Here is a 25,308-nt window from a genome sequence, read left to right on the forward strand (position 1 = left end):
TACAAGGGTACAATTACGGGTTATTATGTGCGACCGTTCAAAGGCAGCAATCGTGCTGAGTAAAAGTAGAGTAAAGTTATTATGATCAGTGCATTTGATATGTTTAGTATTGGCATTGGCCCGTCGTCTTCACACACAGTCGGTCCTATGCGTGCATCGCGTTTATTCGTTAACGAACTACAACAACAAAATTTATTAACCGATGTCACCAGCGTTAAAGTTGAGCTATATGGTTCATTAGGCCAAACCGGCATTGGCCATGGCTCTGGTAAAGCCGTTATTTTAGGGCTTGCCGGTTATGATCCAGAAACCATAGATGCTGATTTAGTTGACGAGATCCTCGCTAAAATTGAAAACGAACAAGTTATCTATTTAAATCAAGTTCATAAAGCTAAGTTCCCAAAACAAGGGGCGATCGTATTTCATCGTCGCAAAACTTTACCTAAACACTCAAATGCCATGGAAATCATTGCATTCAAAGGTGACGAAAAACTCCACAGTAAAGTATATTACTCAATTGGTGGCGGCTTTATTGTTACCGATGAAGAATTTGAAAAAGAAAAACAAGCAGCACTGGATATTCGCGAAGAAAACCCAGCCCCCTTTCCTTTTGGCAGCGCCAAAGAATTGCTTGAGATGTGTAAAGAGTCGGGTTTTAGCGTATCAAGCTTGATGATGAAAAATGAAAAAACGCTGCGCACAGAAGATGAAATCAAAGATGAGCTATTCAATATTTGGCAAGTAATGAAAGCCTGTATTGAACGCGGTATGCGCACCGAAGGCATTTTACCCGGTGGTTTAAAAGTAAAACGCCGTGCTCCGAGTTTGTATTTAAAGCTCAATATTGAAGTAAGTAACGATCCTCTGCGAGCCATGGACTGGGTCGACTTATTTGCCCTTGCCGTTAACGAAGAAAACGCCGCCGGTGGCCGTGTGGTTACGGCACCGACTAATGGCGCTGCGGGCATTTTACCTGCGGTACTTATGTACTATCACACCTTTATTAAAGAAGTTGACCGCGATATTGCAACGCGCTACTTACTCACTGCTGCTGCGATTGGCATCTTATATAAAAAGAATGCCTCAATTTCAGGCGCTGAAGTAGGTTGCCAAGGTGAAGTAGGTGTTGCCTGCTCTATGGCTGCGGGTGCACTGACAGAAATTGTTGGTGGCAGCGTATTACATGTTGAAAATGCCGCCGAGATTGGCATGGAACATAACCTAGGTTTAACCTGCGATCCGGTCGGTGGCTTAGTACAAGTGCCCTGTATTGAACGTAATGCAATGGGCGCGATTAAAGCGATTAACGCATCACGCTTAGCTATTCGTGGCAGTGGCGAGCAAAAGGTATCACTGGATAAAGTGATCAAAACCATGCTCGATACAGGTAATGATATGAAAACCAAATACAAAGAAACCGCACGGGGTGGTTTGGCTGTTAACATTATTGAATGCTAATTTTTTAGGATGATAAAAAAGCCGCATTATGCGGCTTTTTCTTTATAAAATTAGTTACTTAACTGGTAATTCGATATCTTCAAACAACTTATCAACGTCTTCTTGATTACGCAATAAGCTCGCTCTTTCCACTCGTTCTTTGGTTAAATGCGGCGCAAAACGTTCTATAAAGTCATACATATAGGTGCGTAAGAAACTGCCTTTTCGAAAGCCTATTTTAGTCGTACTCGCTTCAAATAAATGACTGGCATCAATACACACTAAATCGGTATCGGCAATTTGGTCAATCGCCATTGATGCGACAACACCTACGCCTAAACCTAAGCGTACGTAGGTTTTAATAACATCAGCATCGGTAGCAGTAAATACAATATGCGGCTCAAGTCCTTGTGCATTAAACGCTTTATCCAGCTCTGAACGGCCAGTAAAACCAAATACATAGGTAATTAGCGGATACTGAGCTATATCAGCCACAGTGAGAGATTCCGCTTTTTTCGCCAGCGGGTGATCTTTTGCAACCACGATACTACGGTTCCAGTGATAACACGGCAGCATCACTAAATCAGAATATAAATGCAGTGCTTCAGTGGCAATCGCAAAATCGGCATCACCGCGCGCCGCCGCATCAGAAATTTGCTGTGGTGTACCTTGATGCATGTGTAATGACACAGCAGGATACTTTTTCATAAAGCCTTGGATCACACTTGGCAAAGCATAACGAGCCTGTGTATGCGTAGTAGCAATATTTAACTTACCTTGATCTGGTAAAGTATGTTCATTTGCTACCGCTTTAATACCTTCTACTTTAGAAAGTATTTCACGAGAAATATTAATAATTTCTGTGCCCGCACTAGTAACATGTGTTAAATGCTTACCGCTGCGGCCAAAAATTTGCACGCCCAACTCATCCTCTAACATACGTACTTGTTTAGAAATACCAGGTTGTGAGGTAAATAAACTTTCGGCTGTTGCTGAAACATTGAGTTTATGATTTTGGACTTCGACGATGTATCTGAGTTGTTGTAATTTCATGGCTGCATTTTTTAGTGTAGTTATACTGCTTATTTATAAATGCTACATCGCGTCAAGCCAAGTATTTTCTACTTAATAATAGAAAAAGGCTCTCTGAGATCAGAATTATAAGATGATATGCTTAGGCTAGCATAAACCCTCGTATTGAGGTAGCCATCTTTTTAGCGGAACCAAAAAATAAAAAAAATCATAATCTATATAATAATAAATACTGAGAAAGTGAATTCTTTTTTGCTATAAAACGCGCAAAACTACCCTGTTAGCATATATTTAATGTAAGATAAAAATTATTAGCTTGTGAAACCTGAGACCTAAACCATGATCGTTTCTATTATTATTATGTTGATTGTTGCACTTATCGTCATTGCCCTGTGGGTTAGTGCGGTACAACAGCATAAAGAGAAACAAGAGACAGAACGCCGTAAAGATTTAACTAAACAAAAAAAAATCATTGAAGAATCCGAAGACGTATTACTAAATAGCGCTAACATCCCCATGTCTGAGAATATTTTACGTATTCTGCAGCGCCGTATTCACGATGCGCTTGTAACTATGGTGCAACTTTCTCCCAATTCTAAAGAATTAAAAAACCGCTTAAAAGAAGCAAAAGAACGTTTGGGCAACCCACTTGACGCCACTAATTCAGAAAACTTAGTGTTACCTGATAACGACAAGCAATTGATATCACTGATCCAAGGTATTAAAAAATTACGCGCAGTGCTTCGCTCAGAACACGGTAAAGGTAAAGTAGATAGCCAAGTTTTTGTTGCTGAAGATAAGCGTTTAGAAAAACTACAATTAAGAATTAATATTGAAAGCCAAATTAAACGCGGTATTTCTGCTCGTTCAGCCAACATGGTGGGCTCTGCACGTCAATACTTTGAAAAAGCCTACGCAACTGTATCTGCTGTGGCTTATAGCGATGACTACATCACTGGTAAACGTCAAGAATTAGAGGGTTACTTAGAAGCCATTAGTACTGAGTTAAAAGCATCGAATGCAACGGCACTGAAGAAAAAAGCCGAGCAAGAGCAAGACGATTTAGACGTATTATTTGCACCAAAGAAAAAGTGGTAAAACCACTTTTTCTTTGTCGTAATTGTTAGAAATCGAATTATGATAAAAACGCAAATTTAACCACAAACATTGCCGTTAAGATCCACACACTGATACTTACCTCATCACGTTTGCCACACAATACTTTTACAGCCGTATACGAAATAAAGCCAAGTGCAATGCCATGTGCAATTGAAAACGTCAGAGGGGTCATTAGTAATACTACACTCACTGGTATTGCATCAGTCATGTCATCCCAATTTACAAACTTGAGATTCTGTAACATCAATACTGCCACATATAAAATAGCGCCCGCAGTTGCATACGCTGGGACCATTTTAGCCAGTGGTGCAAAAAACATCATCAATAAAAAACACAGGCCAACAACAACGGCTGTTAAACCTGTACGACCACCAGCAGAAACACCTGCGACAGATTCTATGTATGATGTTGTTGTAGAAGTACCAAGCACTGCGCCTGCAATCGTTGCTGAACTATCTGCACTTAATGCACGGCCTAAACGCGGCATGTTGCCTTTTTCATCAGCAAGGCCCGCTTTTTGTGTAACTGCAACCAAAGTCCCTGAGGTATCAAATAAATCGACAAACAAAAAAGCAAAAATAACACTGAGCATAGACAACTCAAGAGCCGCTGCAAAGTCAAGTTGCATAAAGGTTGGTAGGATTGAAGGTGGCATAGACATCACACCTTGATACTCAACTAAACCTAAACTTAATGCAATGGCAGTAACTAATAAGATACTGATCAGTACGCCACTTTTAAAATCACGATACAACAAAGCTGCAATAACAAAAAAGCTAAAAATTGCCAATAATGGCCCTGCAGCTGTGATGTCACCCAACTGCACTAAAGTCGCAGGGCTTGCCACTATGATGCCGGCATTTTTTAGTGCGATTAACGCTAAGAATGCGCCAATTCCCGTGGCTATTGCTTGTTTTAAAACCAACGGTATTGCATTAATGATCCACTCTCTGACTTTAAACAAACTTAAAAACAAAAAGATACAACCTGACATAAACACCGCACCTAACGCAGCCTGCCAGGTATAGCCCATGCCAAGTACAACGCCATAAGTAAAAAAGGCATTGAGCCCCATACCTGGCGCCAGCGCTAACGGATAATTAGCCCAAAGACCCATAATAAAACAACCAATTGCGGCAGCTATACAGGTTGCAACAAACGCCGCGCCCTGATCCATACCCGCTTCGGCTAACATAGCAGGGTTTACAAAAACAATATAAACCATAGTAATAAATGTTGTGAGGCCAGCAATACATTCACGACGCACAGTTGAATTGTGGTCGCTAATTTTAAATAACGCGTCAAGCATAGATGAGTTTCATTGTAGATAAGAATAATTGTGTAATTTTATCATATATTTCAAGAATAGCAGGACATTTTACCTTGTATTAGTCTAAACTTACGCGGTAATAGACAACAATAATATATGTGGCACTATGACAGATACCTCACCTATTGGCTTAGATTTAGAACAACAGCTAGATAACGTTTTATCGTTTATCACTCAACCAAACAGCACCCCACACAGTGATGTTAAAGCTGATACACCAGAAAACACCGTGAATAAAGCACTCTATTATTTGAAAAATGAACAACCTCCCCTCGCCGCTAAATGGATGCGATTGGCAGCGATGTCAGGAAATCACCGAGCACAATTTTATCTTGGCTTATTTTTTATCAAGGGCCAAGGCGTGCCAAATAGTGTATTTCATGGTGCAGTATGGCTAAGTTTAGCCAGCAGCCAAGGTTATGAACCTGCTACAGCAGCCCTTACAGATCTACGTAAGCATCTGAGCACACGTCGCTTTAAAGACGCCCAGTGCTATGCTGCAACACTGTATGAACAGATCCATCAACAGCAATTTTCACATCTGATCCCAACTACTGTATAAAAAAGTGATAACCGGCTGTTCATATCGTGCAAAATACAAACATCACCACAAACAAACTAACCGCTTGATTTTTAAATAATATTTAATTTTAACTACCTCTTTCATGCTTACATTAGCCTGCCAAGGTTGTAAATCGTATAAAAAATTAGCAGAAAAAACTTGCACCAAACAACTGTATAAACTACTGTATACACATACTGTATAAACAACCAGTGAGTGAACATTATGTTACAGCCAATTACCGTAAGAACTGTTAAAAGCTACCAACAAGATAACCAAAGCGCATCAGTTAACTTAATTCAAATTGAAGATGAGATCTCAGCAACGTTTGAATTGCTAAAGGTATTGCACCATTACAATAATCAAAATGCATGGACATTGCTAATTGCACCCGATCATGTACCGAGTAAAGCACTACTTGATTCATGTTCGATTGATACCAGTAAGTTACTAGTAATACGCCAAAAGCACCTTGTTAATTTAGCGTATGTTTTAAACTCTGCATTACATAATGGGAATTTTGCAGCAGTGATCACTTGGACAGATATCGTAAAAGATAATCAAATTGCTGATCTATCGTTAAACTTAGACCAAGCAAGTGCCAAGCTATACTGCTTCACTAAAACCCAGCAAAGTAACGATATGGCATTGGCGCAATAAGCTGTTAAAATAACGTTTTTGAATCAAACGATTTAACATGACTTCACTTACCGACAGTAATTGCTTATGCGGCAGTCAACATAGTTATCAAGACTGCTGCCAAAAGCTTCATTTAGGCACAGAGCAAGCAACCACGGCAGAGCAACTTATGCGATCTCGCTATGCCGCCTATGCATTAAAAAATGCCAAATATATATACCAAACTTATGCCCAAGAAAAACAAGCTGAAAATCCAGTCAAAGAAATCACTGAGTTTGCCAACAGCTGCCGCTTTATTCAATTAGACGTGATCAATGCCGAACAACACGAGTCGACTGCGGATGTTGAATTTTGCGTTAGTTATTTTTATCAAAATCTATTTTGCCAGCTGCATGAAAAATCAAATTTTATAAAAGAAGCAGGATTATGGCGCTATCTAGATGGTGAGATTTTCCCAGTTGCAGATATAAAAGTTAACCGTAATGATAAATGCCCATGTGGTAGTGGTAAAAAATATAAAAAGTGCCATAGCGTGTAGATAATTCCTTGTATAAATTAATGCTGCAAAGAGCATTCATGCAGCATATACCCACAAACAACCCTAGAGTGCCCCCTTAAACTGTTATAGCGCTCAGCATTAACGTTATTATTTATGTGCTGAGGACCCTTTCCCACCAAAATAAAGGGAACAAATGTTAATTTAATAAAATCATGAATGAAACCTTCTTAAACAAAAATTAAAAATCAAACTTGTTATTATTGTCATTTATTTTTACACCACAAAAAATACATAACATAATGATTTAAATTAATTAAAGCCATTTAGAAACAAATAAAACAAGCCTAAATAATGAATTGAAAACTAAAAAATCAGTAATTAATATTGCTAAAGATTATATTTACCGCAATAATGCCACCGGTAGCACTGCAGTACAAGCATTAAAAAACTTGATTGTGTTAACTAATTTTACAATTAATTAATCTAATTGTTTTGATCTAAACACACAATTATTAGGAACAACAATGAGTAAAAGTACACTTTTTAACTACTCAGTGAGGGCTTTAGCCATTACTGCTGCAATTTATGGCCAAAGTGCGTTTGCGAATGCGTCAGGCTTTGCCACATCAAATGGCGGAACAACCGGTGGAGCTGGCGGTGATATTGTTTATGCAACAACTGGCACGCAAATTCATCAAGCTTTGTGTAACCGAGCATCAAGTGACACACCAATTATTATCCATGTTGAGGGCACCATAAATCATGGCAATACCAGTAAAGTTTCTGGAGACAGCTGTAATACTGGGCCAGATTTAATTGAACTGAAAGAAATTAGTAATGTGTCTATTATCGGTGTAGGAAGCGGTGCCCTCTTTGATCAACTGGGCATTCATATTCGCTCTTCTTCAAATATCATTATTCAGAATGTCCATGTCAGAAACGTCAAAAAGTCTGGCTCCCCTATTTCAAACGGTGGAGATGCAATTGGCATGGAATCGAATGTTAGTAATGTCTGGGTCGACCACGTGACACTTGAAGCCAGTGGAGGAGAAAGCTCAGGTTATGATGCCTTATTTGACATGAAAAGTAATACTAAATACGTAACGTTATCATACAGTATTTTACGTAATTCAGGCCGTGGCGGCCTTGTTGGCTCAAGTGATAGCGATGAAAATAACGGCCCTGTGACCTTTCATCACAATTACTATGAAAACATCAATTCGCGCACGCCTTTATTAAGGCATGCTACAGCTCATGCTTACAATAACTATTACAGTGGACTTGTATCATCAGGTATGAATCCACGTATTGGTGGCAAAATGCGAGCCGAGAATAATTACTTCAAAGATTCAAAAGATCCACTTGGTACGTTTTATACAAACGACATGGGTTACTGGCAAGTCAGTGGTAATATTTGGGATAATATCGATTGGTCACAGCAAGAAAGCAAACTTCACCCTGCTGGACCTAACCCAACTTCCACCACAACAATCAACATTCCTTATAGCTATCAACTTGATAATGCGCAGTGTATACCGAGCATCATCGCTGCAACAGCGGGGGCAAACAAAGGCTTACAAACATCCAATGGGCAATGTGGTACTACAACGCCTACCGATCCAACGCCGACCCCTGAGCCTACTCCTGAGCCAACCCCTGCTGGCGAAAACTTAGCACTCAATGCTGGTGTTGATGGTAGCTCAAAAGCCAGTGGCTCAAGCTATGGTAATGTGAACGATGGTGATACTTCTACATACTGGTCGCCTTCGTCTACAACAGGTAGCATTAATATTAAAAACCTCAACACGACAATAAATGCCGTTAGAGTTATCGAAACAGCGGCTACTAAAGGACAGATCACTGCTTGGTCATTAGTAAATTATGACACTGGCGTAACACTAGCAAATGGTGGAGCAGTACCTGATGTTATCAGCTTCTCGAACACTAACTTATCTAAAGTCAGTTTTGTGGTTCATTCTGCCAATGGTGTTCCTCAAATTGCGGAGTTCGAAGTCTACAATGGCTACAGTGATGGAGCTAATGGCAGCGTTACCAATACCTTAGTTAATGGTAGCTATAGAATTACTCCAAAACACAGTGGTGCTTCACTTGATGTAGCTAATTGTGATACTGCTGATGGGGCAAATATTAGGCAATGGTCTTGGCTTAATAATAATTGCCAAAAATTTAATATCACCACTGTTGACGGTGTTTGGCATCGTATTTCACCCGCCAATGCCCCAGCTAAAGGATTAGAGGTTTATACCCATTCAACAACCGCGGGGGAAAATATTAATCTTTGGACCTACACAGGTAGTTATAACCAGCAGTTTCGCTTCCAAAGTGCGGGCTCTGGTAAATGGCGTATAATCAATCGCAATAGCGAACTGTGTTTGGATGTAGATGGCAGCAAAACCAGTGATGACGCTAATATTTTGCAGTGGACATGCTTAGCTGGTGCTGAAAATCAAATGTTTGAATTAACCAGACAGTAACCCATAAATTACGCAGTGAAGGGCTCAGCTAAGTCCTTCACTGCGTAAACTCTGGGTCCATAAAACGTTGTTTATGAAGCCTGTAAATGGTGGTTAAATTTATTACGATAACCGTTACCTCTAATAATACTCCGCCAATTGAGCCAACAATAATATTATTGATAAGCCATAAACATGAGCCACAAAATAACACCCAGCGCATAGTGATCCCACTCAGGCAAAATAAAGCGTAACTACCTAAACATGCACCTAGCACTGCAATATAATCAGTCCACTGCTGCGCCGTCAAGTAACCAATCAAAGCGGTTAAAATAATGAATATACACGCCACCCAAGTTGCCTTGGTTTTCATCGAAACGGCGGTTCGCCCTGCTGAAAATAAGCAGCATAACGATGAGGTTACGGCATTGAGTAAATAAAAGTGTAAGGCGTGATTCAAATTCATCACAATCATCATTAGCTTAAGGCGGCGATCATCTTTTTGCATAAAGCACAGCATCGCTAAAAAAAAACTTAAAAAACCAAAACCTTGTGCAATGAACGTATCTACCACCAGCAAAATACTCCTATAAAACTATCTTAATCACCTGCAAATGAGCAAACTGCAAAAAGCTGCACGCTCACATATCATTTTCAATCATCGTTTTAATCGTTTTTGCTTTAACAAAGTGATCTAATTGATGAGTGTGGATCCACCAAGTCGCAGCTTCCATTAATAACTCAGGGTCATCATTTTTATTTGCAAAAAAGGCATAAAAAGACAACCCCACATTGTCGCCTTTCGCCGCTATTTTTTTATTGCAAACTTGAATGATCTTCGCTCTTAACTCATCGCGCATTAAATCTTTGCAGCCTTTATTTTATGCTATAGCGCATTTCAATTAATTCCGGGCTATTGCCTAGCGTAACTTCCATTGATTACCCCCTCTCAGATAACCCATTAAACACTCTATTTTAAGGTGTCTAATAACTCTGCTATTTCAGCTTTTAGGGCTTTGTCTGGGATTTTATTTGCACTCACCTGTGCAGTTTGTAGACAGGCAATAGCGGCATCAGTTTGGCCAAGCTCGACATGCATGGTTGCCATTGCATAGCCAATTGACGACATATAGTCTTTCGCATTAATAGCTGTCGCTTTAGCTAACGCCTTTTCATAGATCAACAAGGCATCTGCAAATTCATCGGTAAAATCAGCCAGTGTTTCCCACTGAACAGGATGATCTTTCTCAGTATTTTCATGTTCGATGCACAGCGCTTTTAACTGCACATAAAGTGAATCAAAACTCGCTTGATCTTGCTGCTGCGCTGCATTCATTAGCTCACCTGCGAGCTCCAATACTGACTTATACAGTTTTGTATTCATCATTCTATCATTACCTTTTGTTAGAAATAACGGCCAGCTCATTAGATTGCGTAAAGTAATCCCAAACAAGCAATCTATGTGAGGCCAATAACGCGCTATTCTAATACACTCTACGCAAAAATGATTCATGCTAAGTGATCACACTACATGTTTTATTATCGCAGGGCAAAAAGGTCTGTTTAATAAAGTAATTGTTCAATTGCAGTGGCTCAGCGCACCTTCCAACTGGGTAAATATTAACCCTCAGTTTTAACTGCAGCTTTGTTACTTGCATGAATAAAATATAATGCGATGCCTAAGCAAATAATGGCGCCAATTCGAGTGGGAGTAAAACTAATAATGCCATTCCCAAACCAGCCAAAATTATCAATGAGCATGCTCATACATAGTTGCCCAAAAATAACTGCAACCGTTGCAACCGCAGTACCTATGCGCTGTACCGCAAACACCATAATCACGATATAGGGCACACCACACATTGCCCCGAGTAATTGCCATTTAGGCACATCTAACAATGTCATCGCGTGGCTAGGTTCAAAGTAAAAAATAAGTAATCCGGTGATCAAAGCACCAACCGAAAAAGTCAAAAATGCGCAGCGAAAAACGCCCACTTTACTGCCAAGCTGAGCATTAATTGCAGCTTGAATACTTAATGTAGCGCCGCCAATCACAGCGAGAATTATCATTATTAACGTCATTTTCGTCCCCTACCCTTGTGCCATCAAAAACAATGCAATAATAATAAAAACCAGTGCGACAAGCCGTTTCCGGTCGACCTGACGATGTTGTGTGCCAAATAAGCCGTAATGATCGATCAATAAACTTTTCGCTATCTGCCCCATTAAAATACCGATCATCGTCATAGCAATACCTATAACTGGTGCTGTTATCGTCAATATAACGACATAAACCGGGCCTAAAACGCCGCCTAATAATGTCCATGATGGTTGCTTGAAAAATGACGGGCTATTGCGAGGACTAAAAAATAGCATCAACATAAAGGTAAGCGCAGCACCCACACTAAATACACTGAAGGTAGCCCATAGCTCTCCAACTTCGCCGCCTAAAGGGCCCAATAGACCCGCTTCTACAGACAGCCCCATTCCTCCCATCACCACAATTAGAATCAAAATAAACTGCATGTAAATCTCCTATTAATAAGAAATTGATCATAGCCTAGTGATTCAACGTAAAAAATGGGATTATGTAGAAAACACTTTTGCAGGATTTGCACAAATGAATAATATTAGCTCAATTAATATCCGCGCATTAAAGTTCTTTATTGACGTGTATCAAAGTAAGAGTTTTTCTGTTGTTGCTCGCCGTGAAAATGTATCCCCTTCAATGGTCTCGCGGGTGATTTTGCAACTTGAAGGCGCGCTTGGCCAGCAGCTATTTTATCGTAACACACGCGCAATAATGCCAACCGAAGCGGGGAGAATTTTTCACGGCTATGCACGGTCAATGACTGAACAGCTCAGCGAAGTACGCAATGAATTGCAAGATAGAGCAAGTCAGCCAAAAGGTTTGATCAGAATTAATGCTCCGGTATTTTTCGGCCAAAAACACATCGCCCCTTGGCTTAGCGGGTTTTTAAATCGCTACCCGTTAATTCAAGTTGAGTTAACCCAAACAGATGATTTTATTGATCCACATACGGATGCCGCCGACATAATTTTCCGGATTGGCTCACTCAGCGACTCATCCTTGCATGGCAAAACCTTAGGCGTGCAAACATATCACTTGGCGGCATCTCCCGGTTACCTTAAAAAGTATGGCATACCTAAACAGCCATCAGATCTTAGTGAACATCATGGTTTAATATATCGCGGCTCATCGGGGCAAAATCGTTGGTTATTTAAAAACAATTCATCAGCATGGCAGCAACAAGTAGTGATCCCTACCTTAGTCTCTAATAATGCCGAAACGCTGCTCATTAGCGCATTAAATGACATGGGGATTGTTTTATTTCCAGACTGGTTAATCGGTGAAAGCCTAACAGCTGGAAGCTTAGTATCAATTTTAGGTTCATTTGCACCAACAATAAAAGTAGGCTCACAAAACATAACCGCAATTTACCCAAACACAAAGCAACCACCGCTAAATGTGCGTGTTTGTATTGATTATTTTAGCGAAGTGTATGGCAACCCCGTTTATTGGAAATACCAAAATTAATTTATGAGCCCATGATTAGTGATTTATCTCACTACCTTTAATCATGCATTTTAGCGTCAATCAAGGGCTGCTTTTGTAGACAATATTTTAAATTACGAGTAGATTTATGTATCAACAGCTAAGCTCATATTTTCAATCGTGGTAAATTTTATGCTCCCTACAACACAGCCTACTTTTTGGCGTGATCCCGCATTGCCATATATAGAGCTGCGCCAGGTACTTGATGGCCGACGCGTTACCTATGCCCCCCATTCACACCAGCAATGGTCAATCGGCGCTATTTTAGCTGGGCAAAGCGAGTTTGTTTGTGAAAACCGCCTACATCATGTCAGCCAAGGTCACTTAGTAATAATGAACCCTGATAAAGTGCATGCCTGTAACCCGCAGCAAAATTCTGCATGGGCGTATTATATGATGCATGTCGATAAAAAGTGGTTAGCGCAGTTATTATTTGAGTCAGGGGTGAGAGCCGAACCACACTGGCAAGATAGTCACTTAGATACCCTTAATATGCCATTGCTCTATCAAGGTTTTGTCAAGCTATGCAAATTACTGCTATCCAACACCCCTATTAGTACCAAGCAGACGCAATTAAATGACTATTTTGTTGCCTTGTTTAACCACCTAGATTGCAACTCACGTACAATAGAGCCAACTTTGCTCGTGCCCAACGCACTTTATCAAGTGGCCCACTATTTAAATGAGCACAGCTTAGATGACACCTCAATTAGTAGCATCAGTGAACATTTTGGTTTTAGTACCAGCTATTTAGTACGCGCTTTTAAACGTCACTTTAATATGACTCCACACGCTTACCGGTTAAATCGCCGTATTCAGTTAGGCCAGCAAGCACTGAAAAAAGGGCAAGCAATTGCCAGTATTGCCTACGACAGTGGCTTTAGTGATCAAGCACATTTCCAACGTGTATTTAAGCAACGTGTTGCCGCAACTCCTGAGCAATATCGGCGCTCCTTACCGTTGTAAATTTAAATTACTAATAACACACAACTGGCCAGCAACAATAATGCCAGTGCTTTATTCATCAACCGCACATTGGCAGCGCTTTGAAAATGCTGCCCGAGTCGCAAACCGAGCCACACCCAACAAGCAAGTGATAGCCAGCAAATTGGTAAGTACACACTGGCAAAGGTAACAAGCTCTGTACTTAAAGCATTGGGAATATACGCCGCAATCCCCGATAACGAAGCCAACCACGCCTTAGGGTTAAGCCATTGCATGATAACTCCAGTCATGAAAGTGGGCGCGCGGCGACGATCTTTACTATTCAATGTGCCATCATCGATAAATAATTGGTAACTCAAGTACACTAAAAATGCGATGCCAAACCACTGTAAAATAACTGTGAGCCACACCAGTTTATCCACCAGCAAATGCAAACTAAAACCAATAAATAAAAATAATACGATAAAACCTAACGTTGCCCCCGTCACAAATAGCAGGCCGCTTCTTGTCCCAAAGCGAGCGCTGCAACTAAGTGAAAGTAGGTTTACTGGGCCTGGCGTAATAGAGGCTGCTAAGGCAAATAATGCCATTGAGATGATCACAGAAAAAGTCATAAATGTACTTAAGTAATTAATTTATAGAGGAGTATTTCTTTTTCTCGATGAGCCTTATTGAACAAAATTGACCTTATACAATAATAATCGGCTCGTTTATCCGTCTTGAGTAACAATTGCTGTATAGTGAGCACACAAACTTGCAGAAATGTTAATTATGAAAGAATGTAATCAGTGTGGTAAATGCTGTATTAAATACGGCGATGGCGATCTCAGTGCTACGCAAGAAGAAATAGATCTGTGGGAAATTTTTAACCCTGACATTTTCGCATTTGTTAAAAATGAGCAAATATGGCACGACCCGCACACTGGGGAAAAACTAAGCCGATGCCCTTTTCTTGAATTAGCCCCCAAAGCAACCCCCCATGAAGCGGATAAATATACCTGCAGTATTTACTTAGATAGACCAGAAGACTGTCGTCACTACCCTAGCCTGATCAGCGAAATGGTAAGGGATGAATGTGAAATGATCGAAGTCATTGATTTAGAAAACTACAAAAAAGCACAAACCAAGTTAGATTTAATAATGCAAGACAGCCGTCCTGCTGGTTATTGATTATTAACACTTTACTGCGCTTATTAGACTAAAGGTTTAGAGCCAATTGGTTAACCAACCTCGGCCTTATCCGCCGATCACCTTCAGTTTTTTCTCGTTAAAATTAAATTAAAACAATGATATAAAAAATAAAATACATTCATGCTTGGCAATTTGCTTACTTAATATACTCACCGTTTTCAACACCATGCTCGACCTTTGCCTAATCGTAATTGTGGCGTCTCTGCTTTACTGTACCAACTCAATATTCATAGCTTATATACCCAAACGACCTCAAACTCGCATCTGAGGTGATTTGGGTATAAAGCTGTTTTTTTATTTTGAGTAAGCAACTTATGTTGCAGGAGAAGTAATGACAACAACGCAAAAAGATGACTCTTCATCCCAAGCTGAGCAGGTAAGCGATACTCAAACCGTTTCCGATAGCTATAAAAATCTTCATAAACCAAGCTCTGAGTTTGCCAGTCGAGATGACTACCTTGAGCATGAACTACAAATTATGCAGCCCAAGCGCTGGCGCCCTAATTTACCTTTTCGCGATTACCGTTTCGAATTTGAAGATACAATTCCAGCAATGGCTGGCACCATAGGTAAAGTCGTGATGGTGGGTGCAATTGCAGCAACATTTGCAGCGCCTCTGGGATTAAGTGATGCATTTGTACTAGAAAACGTGCGCTATGAGTTACTCATAGTGGCTATTTTTATCATCTTGTTCTCTGGCTTTATTTTGCCCACTGCAAACTTAGCGGGCACCCACGGTCCTTTGATCCCACTCATTCCCATTGTAGTCGCCGCGGGCGGTCACCCTATGGCGTTCGGACTACTCATAGGTGCATTAGGATTACTGCTTGCGATCAGTAAAGGCGGCAGTTTATTAGCAAGACTCACCAGTAAAGGAGTGTGCGGCGGGTTATTACTGTATTTGGGCTTTATCGGCACAATTTCACAGGTAAAAAAACTGTTTGCATGGGCCGAAGAAATCCAAATGACCCACATTGCTTTCATTGTTATTTTGGCCACTATATTACTGTATGCGTTACTCGAACATTTTAAAAAGCGCTGGCTTGCTGTACCACTGAGTTGCTTGATTGGGGGCTTAACAGCTTTTGCTTTAGGCGCACCGTTTGAATTTAAAACCGCCCCGGGCTTACCAAATATGAACCCAATGTATTGGTGGGGTGAAAACACCGGTTGGATGTTAGGTTTACCCACCCTTGAAAGCTTTGTGGTGGTATTACCCTTTGCGATACTTGCGGTGGCCATGTGGTCCCCAGACTTTTTAGGGCACCAAGTGTTCCAAAAAATCAGCTACCCAAAACGTACTGAAAAAGTGCAAATGAATATCGACGATACAATGCTCAGTGCATCGGTCAGACAAACCTTTGGTTCTATTTTAGGTGGCTCTAATTTTACCTCATCTTGGGGGACTTATATTGTGCCTGCAGCGATTGCTAAGCGCCCTATTCCAGCCGGTGCAATTTTAACTGCATTATTTTGTGTGATCGCCGGTATATGGGGTTACCCAATGGATCTCGCGATTTGGCAGCCCGTTTTATGTGTAGCGTTAATTGTGGGGGTATTTATCCCTTTGTTAGAGGCTGGCATGGAAATGACCCGCGAAGGTAAAACCACGCAATCAGCTGCCATTGTGGTATTTGCTTCAACGTTAGTAAACCCCGCATTTGGCTGGTCGCTAACTATGCTGCTCGATAACTTAGGCTTAATTGGTTGCAAAGAGCGCAGCTCAGAGCTCACTCATATGAGCCGCTGGATCATTCCACTGATCATGTTTGTGTTACTTACCAGCGTAATGGCCATGGTCGGCATGCTGCCAGGGATCCCTGCTTTATTAGAGAACTTTAGGTATTAATATAAAAAAGGGGAAACGGATCAATCGCCTCCCCTTTTTCGAGATTTTTAATCACTTTATTAATCTTGCAACGCCATTGCAGCCAGTTTCATGGTACTTGCAAATGATTCTGCTCCTGCGATAAACAAACCATTGTGGCAAAACATTGCATCATCAATACCCGTTTCGGTTTGAAATTCAATATCTGATAAACCCGCCCATGCTTTTGGCAATGATTTTCGATCGTCGAATGAGCCTGGCTCCACTGGTACAGTTTGCAAAATCCATTTACCCGAATGTGATGGGTAAACCATATACAGCGCTTGTTGCGATAACGCATGCACTGTTTTTTTCCATGGCGTGTACTGCTCTAGCACAATGACTCTTGGATCTTCTGCGTTTTCAATCGCCTTTGCGACAATGGCTTTAGCGTTGATACTGCCACTGGCCGAGGCTATAAAGCGCGATAAAATGCGCATTGCAAATTCAACCGCTTCGTCAAAACAGCGATCAAACTCACTTGCTTCTTGCCAGGTTGGATTAAACATAGAAATAGTTTGGCTTAAACTGATCCCTTGTGACACCCCTTCAACGTGACCACAATCAATAGCATCAATGGTAGATACTAAAGAGGAATCAACAGCATTAACGATATTTTCATCGCCATGGCACAGTTGTAAGCCATATTTCTGCCAAACTAAACCAAATGACGAATAAGGAATGCCATTTTCACGTGCGCCCGCGCCACCACGTTGATGGTGATCAAAGCGCCCTGCTGCTGGATCATATTCACCGCCTACATCAATCACAATATCAGCTTGCGCTATCAACTGCGTATCGCGAGTACGCACAAGCTTAAAATCAGGAAGAGCTAGCCTAAGTGCTGCGATACTAAACACATCATCCGCGTGAAAATTACCATTGTGGGTTACTACTGTTAAATCATTCATATATTTAGTGTCATTTTGAAAAGGGGTAAGAAGACGGCGTAATTAAGCTATACCCGTAAAGCACCGAGCTTGCCTGAAATTACCAGCACAGCAGTATACGCTATCTACGCGACGCCCACAAAACAGCACTGTCTTTTTCGCAAAAAATTCATAATAGTAAGGGTTATATAATATTATTGCCTTGCTCTGGATCACGTGAGCTATCAGCTTGCTCTCGAATTTCATCGGCATCACTGCTGACATCATCAATATCGGTGTGAGTGGCTGCTAGCTTAGTTTTTCTCTCAGCAGAGGCTGGCTGAGGTTGCTGCTCTTGTGGTTGCTCGGCACTTGGAGCATTTAAGATAATACGCTCTCGTGCATCATCAGGCATACTAATACCATGCTCAGTAAAATTGTTAACCATTTCTCGCATTAACTGTGATGCTACTTTAATTGTGCTGTGTTGCTCACTGTTAACCCAAAAATAAATGATTAAATTGATGGTCGATGAACCCAATTCATCCAGTAACACTTGCGGGGCAGGATCATTTAACACCGCCTCTTGTTGAGCCATTAAACTAACGGCAAGTTGTTGCGTCGCGCGTATGTCGTTATCGTAGCCTATACCTAACTTAAAATGGCCGCGCATTTTGGGGTTTGCAGTCAGGTTTTTAATCACATTCTTATACACTGTCGCATTCGGTATTTGAATATGGTTGCCATCAAAATCAACTAAAGTGGTGGCACGTGCAGTTACTTTTTTAACCACGCCTAAGCGATTATCAACTTCAATCACATCATCAATACGAAAAGGCCGCTGTACGCTCAACAGCATGCTTGATATAAAATTCTCAGCAATATCTCGAAATGCAAAGCCTAAAATCAAACCCACTAAGCCGGTGCCACTCATCACCGCCACGGCAAACTCACTTAAACCCGCTAACCTTAGGAATAGATAAACACCAAATAAAATAATCACAATACTAATAAAGCGACGAGTGACAACATGCAATAACCTGCTTTCACTCACATAACTGATGGGCTTAACAAATAAATAAGACAGCGGCCTGGCAATAAAATAACACACAACGATTGCGACAACTCCCAAAGTTAGAGCAGGTAACATTTGCCAAGCACTTTGTAAAAAGTGCGCAATCTGAACATTTATAGCTTGCCAAGAAACAGGATCGACAACAGCGGGGGCTGCTTCAACCCTGAGTGATGATAGTAAATTAAACAATTGATTTTTAATCATATTAGTGATTTCCATATACATACGTGAATCTGGCAGTGCTAATTAATATTATTCCTAGCACTGCAAATAAAGCGCCAATTTAAGCTGGCAAGCACCTTGCAGTTAAATTCATTAATAGATAAGTATTTAACTGCAAATAAGACACTCAACCTGAACTCTGGTTACTTAATAATAAAGCTAAGTAAGGAATATAATGGCACATAAACAGCGTGGCTTTACGGCCAATAAGCCTACAGACATCCCACTACTTGGTTGGTGGGATATTTGTAAGCGGGTTTATCACAGTATGTCGCAAGATAACTTATCGTTTGTTGCCGCTGGCGTCGCCTTCTATGCATTGCTAGCTATTTTCCCTGCACTGGCAGCCTGCGTATCAGTGTATGCGTATTTCACTTCAGCTGCGGATATCAGTGAACACATTAGTAAATTTATTACCTTATTACCGCCAAGCAGCCGCGAAATCCTTATGCAACAAGTATCCGAAGTCACCCAGCAATCACAAAAGGTGTTGAGTATTAGTGCTATAGGTACGCTTCTACTAACGGTATGGAGTAGCAGTAAAGGCTGTCAGGCGTTGATCACCGCTTGTAACATTACTTATCATGAACATAACAAAAGACAGTTTTTTAAAGCGCTGTTAATACGCTTTTTATTCTCTCTTGGCGCTATCTTTGTTGCGGTGGTCGCATTGCTGATCATTGGTATCTTGCCTATCGTACTCAATATTGTAGGCCTCAAAAACAGTATCGATTTCGTGATCAAATTACTCACTTGGCCATTATTGGCTGCCACCTTTCATTTTGCATTAGCATTTGTTTATCGTTATGCACCACATAGAAAGCCGGCCAAATGGCGTTGGGTTACAACGGGTTCTATCATGGCCACAGGGCTGTGGATCATTGCATCATTAGGGTTTTCATATTACGTGTCACAATTTGCTTCATACAATGAAACATATGGCTCTCTGGGTGGCGTGGTGATCATGCTGATGTGGCTGTATATCAGCGCCTATATTATTATTTTTGGCGCAGCCATCAATGCCAGTACTGAACAACAAACCATGCTTGATAGCACCATAGGCCCTGCCCGTGAATCTGGTCAACGTGGCGCCTTTGTAGCCGATCACTTAACTAAGCAACAACAGCGTGAGCATTCTTCTAAAACGAATGAATAGTGCTATTTTTACCCATGGTTGTTTAATTTAAATGTGTTTAAATAAGCATATACACGATTCGGAGCGCAATAATGAAAGTAATTAAACAACTCAATAGCCATGCAACCCAAGATGGTGATGGCGTAAACATCAGCCGCATTCCAGGCTTTGATGGCAAACATTTAGATCCCTTTTTAATGATCGACGAATTAAAATCCGACGACCACAGTGATTTTATGGGTGGCTTTCCAGCGCATCCGCATCGAGGAATAGAAACGTTTACCTATATTATAAAAGGTGGTTTTGAGCACCAAGACCAAATGGGTAATAAAAAAGCGATTCGCGCAGGTGATGTACAATGGATGAGCACCGGTTTTGGCGTTATTCACAGTGAAATGCCTCTGGCAGATGCGATTGAGGGCATGCACGGTTTCCAAATTTGGCTTAATATGCCAAGCACTGAAAAGCTCAGACCACCAAAGTATCAAGATACTACCGAGCACCCTGCGCCTGAGCATAAAAATAGCCAAGGTGCTGTGCTAAAAGCGCTGGCTGGCAGTTGGCAATTTGACCAGCAGGAGCAAGTTTCAAGCCTGCAAGAGCTGGCAGCCAATGGCATGTTGGCAGATGTAACAGTGCCTGCAGGGGCTGAGTTTACACACCCGCCGCTTAGCCAAACTAAGGTGATGATTTATATTCACAGCGGCTCAATCAACACCGACCAAGGTGGCCCTGTTATGGCGGGTAGCTTACTGATTTTAGAGCCTGGCAGTGACATTAAATTTAATTCTCAAACCGGCGCGGGGGTACTTATTTTAGCCGGTAACCCACTGAATGAACCGATAGCTCACATGGGGCCGTTTGTGATGAATACGCAAGCGCAACTACGAGAAGCAATTAGTGATTATCAAAGCGGTAAATTTGGTACCTTTTAAAACAAAATACAGGAGTCAATTATGGGATTACTAGTCGACGGTAAATGGCAAGACAAGTGGTACGATACCGACAAAAGTGACGGTGAGTTTAAACGCGAGTCTGCACAATTACGTAACTGGGTAACCGAAGATGGCAGCGCAGGCGCAACGGGTGAAGCTGGTTTTAAGGCTGAAAAAGGCCGTTACCACTTATATGTTTCGCTAGCTTGCCCATGGGCGCATCGCACCTTGATTTTCAGAAAATTAAAAGGCCTTGAAGACTACATTGATGTATCTGTGGTAAGCCCAGATATGCTTGATAACGGGTGGACATTTGATAAAAGTAATCACAGTACTGGGGATGCGTTATTTGATAAACAATTTATGCATCAAATTTATACCCAAAATAAAGCAGATTATTCAGGCCGAGTGACCGTACCCGTTTTATGGGATAAGCAGCAAAATAAAATTGTGAGCAATGAATCAGCAGAAATCATTCGCATGTTTAATAGCGCGTTTAATCATTTAACGGGCAATGAGCTCGACTTTTACCCCGCTCACTTGCAGGCTCAAATTGATGAAATAAATGAGCTGGTATACAACAACATTAATAACGGTGTATACCGTACAGGGTTTGCAACCACACAAAAAGCCTATGAAGAGGCATTTAATGACTTGTTCAGCGCGCTGGATAAAGTAGAAAGTATTTTACTCAAGCAGCGTTATTTAGTGGGTGACACATTAACTGAAGCAGATTGGCGACTGTTTACCACCTTGATCCGTTTTGATAGCGTGTATGTTGGGCATTTTAAATGTAACCTGCGCACCATCGAATGCTACCCTGCATTAAGTGAGTATTTACGCGAGCTTTATCAAGTTGACGGGGTAAAAGAAACTGTTGATTTTTATCATATTAAACGGCATTACTATTTTAGCCATACTATGATAAACCCAACCCAAGTGGTGCCTAAAGGTCCCAATATAGATTTTTCGCGTCAACATAAACGCGACTAACTGCTGAAACTCGCTATAAATTAACCCCAGCACAATAACTGGGGTTAATCTTACTAATCGCCTTTTTAAACCAACTTACCACTGTATTTCATTGATAATATAGCCAAAATAACTTTGTTCTCCGACTAGGTTTACTCTTTTATCTTTAAGCGTTAATAATTCAGCTTTATCTAAATACCATCTTATTGAATACGTTTCTTGGTTTGATAAATCGGCAAACCTGAGCTCTACACAGTGCGCCTCATAATCACTACTACATGTGGTTGCCTCTACTAACAGGTATTCTTGCGACCAATAGTCCGCTAAACGGTATTGTGCCCATAACTGTATTGGGATATTAATGAGCGTCCAAAAGTAGAAGTAAATAAGTGCCGGAGTGAAAAACAGCGTAAAATATTTAACTAAGCGTCCCTCAGCAATAAAGTGCTCATCTAAACTTTCCTTCACTTGAGCAAAATTCTTATAACGGCTAAAAAGGTAACCAATCGTCAGCACCGTCAACGAGGGTAAAATCCAGTTGAGAATAAAATTGTAATTAGCATTAGGAATAAATGCGGGATCCTCACTTTCATACCAGATGAGAAAACCGCAAGGCATGAAGCAGGTAAGTAATAATATTAAAATAAGCCAAAAAAGCTGAGGTTTAGCCATAAAAATTTAAAATCCTTATAAATTATGATCTGAGATGGCGTAACAAATGTCAATTATTCAAACTATTGCAGTGTAATTTGAGTAAAACCGTACAACATACGTTTAAAAAAACCTTAATCCTTAATGGCTTCTTCAATTGTGTGCGTATTTACCAGCTGATTTACATTGCCTTTTATCACAACGGTTGCAGCTATTTTGTCTTGAATTGCTTGGCGGTTTGGATCCCAATAAACTTGTAAAAATCCTAATAAGCCAGTCGCAAACCCTGCTCCATAACCACCGTAGCGGCCAAACGCATCCCATAGACTTAAATATTCACCACTGAGTGCCACTACTCGAATGTCACATATTTTTTTGCCCGGTGTTTGGCCTTGCCAAAGCAGCGAAAATAACGTGAAGTACACTGCAGCCCAGCCAAAGCCAAGGCCTAAATCTTGAATAATGCCCTTGCCCCACTGCAGCACACTATTTGAAGGCTGCGTTTGCGTAATCTCGGGTTCCAGATCTAACGGCTCACCATCAGCTGAAACCATTATTTGCAATAGCACCCGCGTCAGCTGTTGGTTTTCAAATTCCTCTATTTCAGCAAGGCGCGGTACTTGAGCCTGTAAATTAGTCAGTGCCTTATTTTGGCAGAGTTGGTCGCAATTTTGCGCAGTGTCAGCTAAATACGCTTGGATAAGTTGCTTTTCGTCGATCGCTAAAGGTATGTCGTTATTAATTTTTATCCCTTGCATTTGAACTGCGCTATCGTCCTCAAAAAAATCAATAGCGAGGGAAAGTACGGCCAACGAACTTACAAATAGTATACTGGCCGCTGTCACTTTTAGTACTCTACGCCAGAACACCGACATTTTCGGTAGATGCTTTTGGGCCGTGCCTTTATAAAAAGCCATTGCAGCCACAAAGGCAATTAACGCTGCGCTGAGTTTTGCTGCTACAAAAATCAACATTACATCGATTACCATCGCGAGCGCGCGGCGAGTCGGTGAAGCAAGTGGCAACCCCAATAACGCTTGATCAAGCTCAAACGCATAAGGGGTAATAACTTCCCTGCTTTCAGCACGCGTTAACCCTAACTCTTCTATTTGTTCGACTTTCATTTATGCTCTCGTCCTTAAACATTATTCCGCGCTGTTACAGCAGCTTTAACAAATTACTTTTTTATCAAACCATTAAAGCCAAATTATCTATAAAGGGTTTATTTTCTTCATCAATGATTTGAATTATCTGTTTGTGTAAGCGTTTTTTATGCTCGGCAAAAATAGTGCGTTTTTTATCAAACGTGGCCGCAAATGCCATCGCATCGCTAAGTAAGCTTTGCTGATCGGTTGAGGCTTTTTCAATAACGTGATCAATTGCCAGCTCTGCTCCAGATACGCGACGCCCTGTTAGTTTCATTTCGTTAAAGCGGTAGTAAGGCATGGCTTTTTTTACAAAAGCTATCATGCCAGGTAAAAATGGGATTGATAAATCCACTTCAGGGAAGCAAAAAAAGCCGCGATCGCCGAGCATAAATCTAAAGTCACAGGCGCAGGCTAAAATAGCCCCATTACCAAAAGCATGGCCATTAATAGCGGCTACCACTGGCATAGGGAAAAGCAGTAAGGTTTTAAATACATCGTCCATGTCGTACATAAAACCACGTATTTCATCGGCCTTTTTTGCTTGCATAGCAGGTAACAACCAATCGGTGTCGATGCCTAAACTCCAACACTTCTCATCATTTGAAGTGATCACTAGCGCTTTGTGGTTTTGGTTTGCAGCAACTTCTGCAAGTGTTTGTTTTAGTTGTTTAGCAAACTGTGGATTTTGACGATTTTCACCGTTTGTTAGGGTAATAACTGCAACGCTGTCTTGAGTCGTTAATGTCATAATGCTCATGTAAGTACCTTGATATTTTTATTGTCATTATTTGATAAGGCTCCCCTTTAATCTACTGAGGAAGATTAACTTATAATGCCATGATTAATGTTTAAGTTACTAGCTTTGCTATTTAAAAAAATTGCTCTCGTGAAAAACTAATAGATTGTTTTAAAGGTAAATATCCATAACAATGCTTACTCAACTATTTAATCAAACACGGGTGAAGACGTATGGGCAAAACCGCAATCGTAATTGGCGCAACAGGCTTAGTCGGCAGCCAATTAGTTAAGCAACTCGTTGACCAAGCACATATCAGCCAAGTAATTACCCTCACTCGCCGCCCTGCACCATACAAAAATGAAAAAGTGATTAATCATGTGGTTGATTTTGATCACTTAGCCCAGCATGCGCAACTGTTTAAAGCAGATATTTTATTTTCATGTTTGGGCACCACCAAAAAAGCCGCGGGCTCTATTGCCGCTCAACGTAAGGTGGATTTTTATTATCAATTAAAAGTCGCTGAGCTTGCTGTAAAACATGGCGTACAACATTATTTGCTCGTGTCCTCCAGTGGTGCAAATGCCAATAGTGGTAACGCCTATTTACAAATGAAAGGTGAACTGGAACAGACGGTTAAAACTTTAGCATTTGATCAAATAAGCATTATTCAGCCATCGTTATTACTTGGCGAGCGTAATAATGAGTTTCGTATTGGTGAAAAGCTAGGCAGTGTATTGTTGCCAATTTTATGTATGCTACCTGGTTTAAGAAAATACCGCCCTATCACGGGCAAACAAGTTGCAGCAAAAATGTGCGCGCTGAGTGCTGAGTCAGGCTCTGGTGTAGCGTATTTTAAATTAGATGAGTTGTTTAAAGATTAAATTAATGAA

27 protein-coding genes are annotated in these 25,308 nt (G+C 40.9%); 14 read left to right on the forward strand and 13 right to left on the reverse strand.

Translation table 11 applies throughout. The features are described 5' to 3' along the window. Window positions 1–81 precede the first annotated feature (81 nt). On the forward strand, window positions 82–1,458 hold the full coding sequence (locus A7968_RS15560; protein WP_064667492.1) for an L-serine ammonia-lyase: 1,377 nt from the start codon (window positions 82–84) through the stop codon (window positions 1,456–1,458). Between the two features lie 54 nt (window positions 1,459–1,512). On the opposite strand, the gene cysB is transcribed toward A7968_RS15560, so the two are convergent. Then, window positions 1,513–2,490 carry an HTH-type transcriptional regulator CysB gene (gene cysB, locus A7968_RS15565; protein WP_064667493.1) on the reverse strand — a complete coding sequence of 326 codons (978 nt, stop codon included), beginning with the start codon at window positions 2,488–2,490 and terminating at the stop codon, window positions 1,513–1,515. Window positions 2,491–2,808: 318 nt separating this feature from the next. Between cysB and A7968_RS15570 the strand changes: the two genes are divergently transcribed. Next, on the forward strand, window positions 2,809–3,567 hold the full coding sequence (locus A7968_RS15570) for a hypothetical protein (RefSeq protein ID WP_064667494.1): 759 nt from the start codon (window positions 2,809–2,811) through the stop codon (window positions 3,565–3,567). 37 nt (window positions 3,568–3,604) lie between these two features. Here the strand turns inward: A7968_RS15570 and A7968_RS15575 are convergent, their stop codons facing one another. After that, on the reverse strand, window positions 3,605–4,897 hold the full coding sequence (locus A7968_RS15575) for an NCS2 family permease (protein ID WP_064667495.1): 1,293 nt from the start codon (window positions 4,895–4,897) through the stop codon (window positions 3,605–3,607). 127 nt (window positions 4,898–5,024) lie between these two features. Here A7968_RS15575 and A7968_RS15580 point away from each other — a divergent pair, with 127 nt between their 5' ends. The 4 genes from A7968_RS15580 (at window position 5,025) to A7968_RS15595 (ending at window position 9,113) form a co-directional block, all read left to right on the forward strand. Then, window positions 5,025–5,480 (forward strand): tetratricopeptide repeat protein, encoded by a 456-nt coding sequence (locus tag A7968_RS15580; protein ID WP_064667496.1) that lies wholly within the window; start codon window positions 5,025–5,027, stop codon window positions 5,478–5,480. Window positions 5,481–5,705: 225 nt separating this feature from the next. Beyond that, window positions 5,706–6,140, forward strand: coding sequence for a SulA-like leucine-rich domain-containing protein (locus A7968_RS15585; RefSeq protein WP_064667497.1), 435 nt, complete (start codon window positions 5,706–5,708; stop codon window positions 6,138–6,140). A gap of 37 nt (window positions 6,141–6,177) precedes the next feature. Continuing rightward, window positions 6,178–6,657: a YchJ family protein gene (locus tag A7968_RS15590; protein WP_064667498.1), complete on the forward strand. Its 480-nt coding sequence runs from the start codon at window positions 6,178–6,180 to the stop codon at window positions 6,655–6,657. A 485-nt stretch (window positions 6,658–7,142) separates the two neighbouring features. Beyond that, window positions 7,143–9,113: a pectate lyase family protein gene (locus A7968_RS15595; RefSeq protein WP_064667499.1), complete on the forward strand. Its 1,971-nt coding sequence runs from the start codon at window positions 7,143–7,145 to the stop codon at window positions 9,111–9,113. A 37-nt stretch (window positions 9,114–9,150) separates the two neighbouring features. Here A7968_RS15595 and A7968_RS15600 read toward each other — a convergent pair whose 3' ends face one another. From A7968_RS15600 to A7968_RS15620, 5 genes are all read right to left on the reverse strand, one after another. Further along, the gene (locus tag A7968_RS15600) at window positions 9,151–9,666 is read right to left on the reverse strand and encodes a YgjV family protein (protein WP_157586768.1); all 516 of its coding nucleotides are present in this window, start codon (window positions 9,664–9,666) and stop codon (window positions 9,151–9,153) included. A 67-nt stretch (window positions 9,667–9,733) separates the two neighbouring features. Then, window positions 9,734–9,952, reverse strand: a complete 219-nt coding sequence (locus A7968_RS15605) for a DUF6500 family protein (protein WP_064667500.1) — start codon at window positions 9,950–9,952, stop codon at window positions 9,734–9,736. 110 nt (window positions 9,953–10,062) lie between these two features. Then, window positions 10,063–10,479 (reverse strand): hypothetical protein, encoded by a 417-nt coding sequence (locus A7968_RS15610; RefSeq protein WP_064667501.1) that lies wholly within the window; start codon window positions 10,477–10,479, stop codon window positions 10,063–10,065. A 233-nt stretch (window positions 10,480–10,712) separates the two neighbouring features. Further along, on the reverse strand, window positions 10,713–11,174 hold the full coding sequence (locus tag A7968_RS15615) for a DMT family transporter (protein WP_064667502.1): 462 nt from the start codon (window positions 11,172–11,174) through the stop codon (window positions 10,713–10,715). A 9-nt stretch (window positions 11,175–11,183) separates the two neighbouring features. After that, on the reverse strand, window positions 11,184–11,618 hold the full coding sequence (locus A7968_RS15620) for a DMT family transporter (protein ID WP_064667503.1): 435 nt from the start codon (window positions 11,616–11,618) through the stop codon (window positions 11,184–11,186). A 94-nt stretch (window positions 11,619–11,712) separates the two neighbouring features. Between A7968_RS15620 and A7968_RS15625 the strand changes: the two genes are divergently transcribed. Further along, complete coding sequence (locus tag A7968_RS15625; RefSeq protein WP_064667504.1) at window positions 11,713–12,651, forward strand: LysR family transcriptional regulator; 939 nt, start codon at window positions 11,713–11,715, stop codon at window positions 12,649–12,651. Window positions 12,652–12,801: 150 nt separating this feature from the next. Further along, complete coding sequence (locus tag A7968_RS15630; RefSeq protein WP_064667505.1) at window positions 12,802–13,635, forward strand: AraC family transcriptional regulator; 834 nt, start codon at window positions 12,802–12,804, stop codon at window positions 13,633–13,635. Window positions 13,636–13,637: 2 nt separating this feature from the next. Here the strand turns inward: A7968_RS15630 and A7968_RS15635 are convergent, their stop codons facing one another. Continuing rightward, window positions 13,638–14,228, reverse strand: coding sequence for a LysE family translocator (locus A7968_RS15635; RefSeq protein WP_064667506.1), 591 nt, complete (start codon window positions 14,226–14,228; stop codon window positions 13,638–13,640). A 157-nt stretch (window positions 14,229–14,385) separates the two neighbouring features. Here A7968_RS15635 and A7968_RS15640 point away from each other — a divergent pair, with 157 nt between their 5' ends. Next, window positions 14,386–14,784: a YkgJ family cysteine cluster protein gene (locus tag A7968_RS15640; protein WP_064667554.1), complete on the forward strand. Its 399-nt coding sequence runs from the start codon at window positions 14,386–14,388 to the stop codon at window positions 14,782–14,784. 352 nt (window positions 14,785–15,136) lie between these two features. Continuing rightward, entirely contained in the window at window positions 15,137–16,654 is a 1,518-nt protein-coding gene (locus tag A7968_RS15645; RefSeq protein WP_064667507.1) for a DUF3360 family protein, read from the forward strand. Between the two features lie 59 nt (window positions 16,655–16,713). On the opposite strand, the gene A7968_RS15650 is transcribed toward A7968_RS15645, so the two are convergent. Next, window positions 16,714–17,583 carry an MYG1 family protein gene (locus tag A7968_RS15650; protein ID WP_064667508.1) on the reverse strand — a complete coding sequence of 290 codons (870 nt, stop codon included), beginning with the start codon at window positions 17,581–17,583 and terminating at the stop codon, window positions 16,714–16,716. Window positions 17,584–17,746: 163 nt separating this feature from the next. Beyond that, window positions 17,747–18,820: a mechanosensitive ion channel family protein gene (locus A7968_RS15655; RefSeq protein ID WP_371850151.1), complete on the reverse strand. Its 1,074-nt coding sequence runs from the start codon at window positions 18,818–18,820 to the stop codon at window positions 17,747–17,749. A gap of 193 nt (window positions 18,821–19,013) precedes the next feature. Here A7968_RS15655 and A7968_RS15660 point away from each other — a divergent pair, with 193 nt between their 5' ends. The 3 genes from A7968_RS15660 to A7968_RS15670 all read left to right on the forward strand — a co-directional run bounded on the left by A7968_RS15660 (window position 19,014) and on the right by A7968_RS15670 (window position 21,901). After that, window positions 19,014–19,994 carry a YihY/virulence factor BrkB family protein gene (locus A7968_RS15660; protein ID WP_064667509.1) on the forward strand — a complete coding sequence of 327 codons (981 nt, stop codon included), beginning with the start codon at window positions 19,014–19,016 and terminating at the stop codon, window positions 19,992–19,994. Between the two features lie 71 nt (window positions 19,995–20,065). Further along, a complete protein-coding gene (locus tag A7968_RS15665; protein WP_064667510.1) occupies window positions 20,066–20,908 on the forward strand; it encodes a pirin family protein in 843 nt (280 codons plus the stop codon). 21 nt (window positions 20,909–20,929) lie between these two features. Next, window positions 20,930–21,901: a glutathione S-transferase family protein gene (locus tag A7968_RS15670; protein ID WP_064667511.1), complete on the forward strand. Its 972-nt coding sequence runs from the start codon at window positions 20,930–20,932 to the stop codon at window positions 21,899–21,901. Window positions 21,902–21,976: 75 nt separating this feature from the next. Here A7968_RS15670 and A7968_RS15675 read toward each other — a convergent pair whose 3' ends face one another. The 3 genes from A7968_RS15675 to A7968_RS15685 all read right to left on the reverse strand — a co-directional run bounded on the left by A7968_RS15675 (window position 21,977) and on the right by A7968_RS15685 (window position 24,436). After that, entirely contained in the window at window positions 21,977–22,552 is a 576-nt protein-coding gene (locus A7968_RS15675; RefSeq protein WP_064667512.1) for a hypothetical protein, read from the reverse strand. Window positions 22,553–22,665: 113 nt separating this feature from the next. Further along, the gene (locus A7968_RS15680; protein WP_064667513.1) at window positions 22,666–23,655 is read right to left on the reverse strand and encodes an RDD family protein; all 990 of its coding nucleotides are present in this window, start codon (window positions 23,653–23,655) and stop codon (window positions 22,666–22,668) included. Between the two features lie 64 nt (window positions 23,656–23,719). Further along, the gene (locus A7968_RS15685; RefSeq protein WP_064667514.1) at window positions 23,720–24,436 is read right to left on the reverse strand and encodes an enoyl-CoA hydratase/isomerase family protein; all 717 of its coding nucleotides are present in this window, start codon (window positions 24,434–24,436) and stop codon (window positions 23,720–23,722) included. 212 nt (window positions 24,437–24,648) lie between these two features. Between A7968_RS15685 and A7968_RS15690 the strand changes: the two genes are divergently transcribed. Further along, window positions 24,649–25,299, forward strand: a complete 651-nt coding sequence (locus A7968_RS15690) for an NAD(P)H-binding protein (RefSeq protein ID WP_064667515.1) — start codon at window positions 24,649–24,651, stop codon at window positions 25,297–25,299. Window positions 25,300–25,308 lie beyond the last annotated feature (9 nt).

Source organism: Pseudoalteromonas prydzensis, from assembly GCF_001661495.1.
Taxonomy (GTDB): domain Bacteria; phylum Pseudomonadota; class Gammaproteobacteria; order Enterobacterales; family Alteromonadaceae; genus Pseudoalteromonas; species Pseudoalteromonas prydzensis.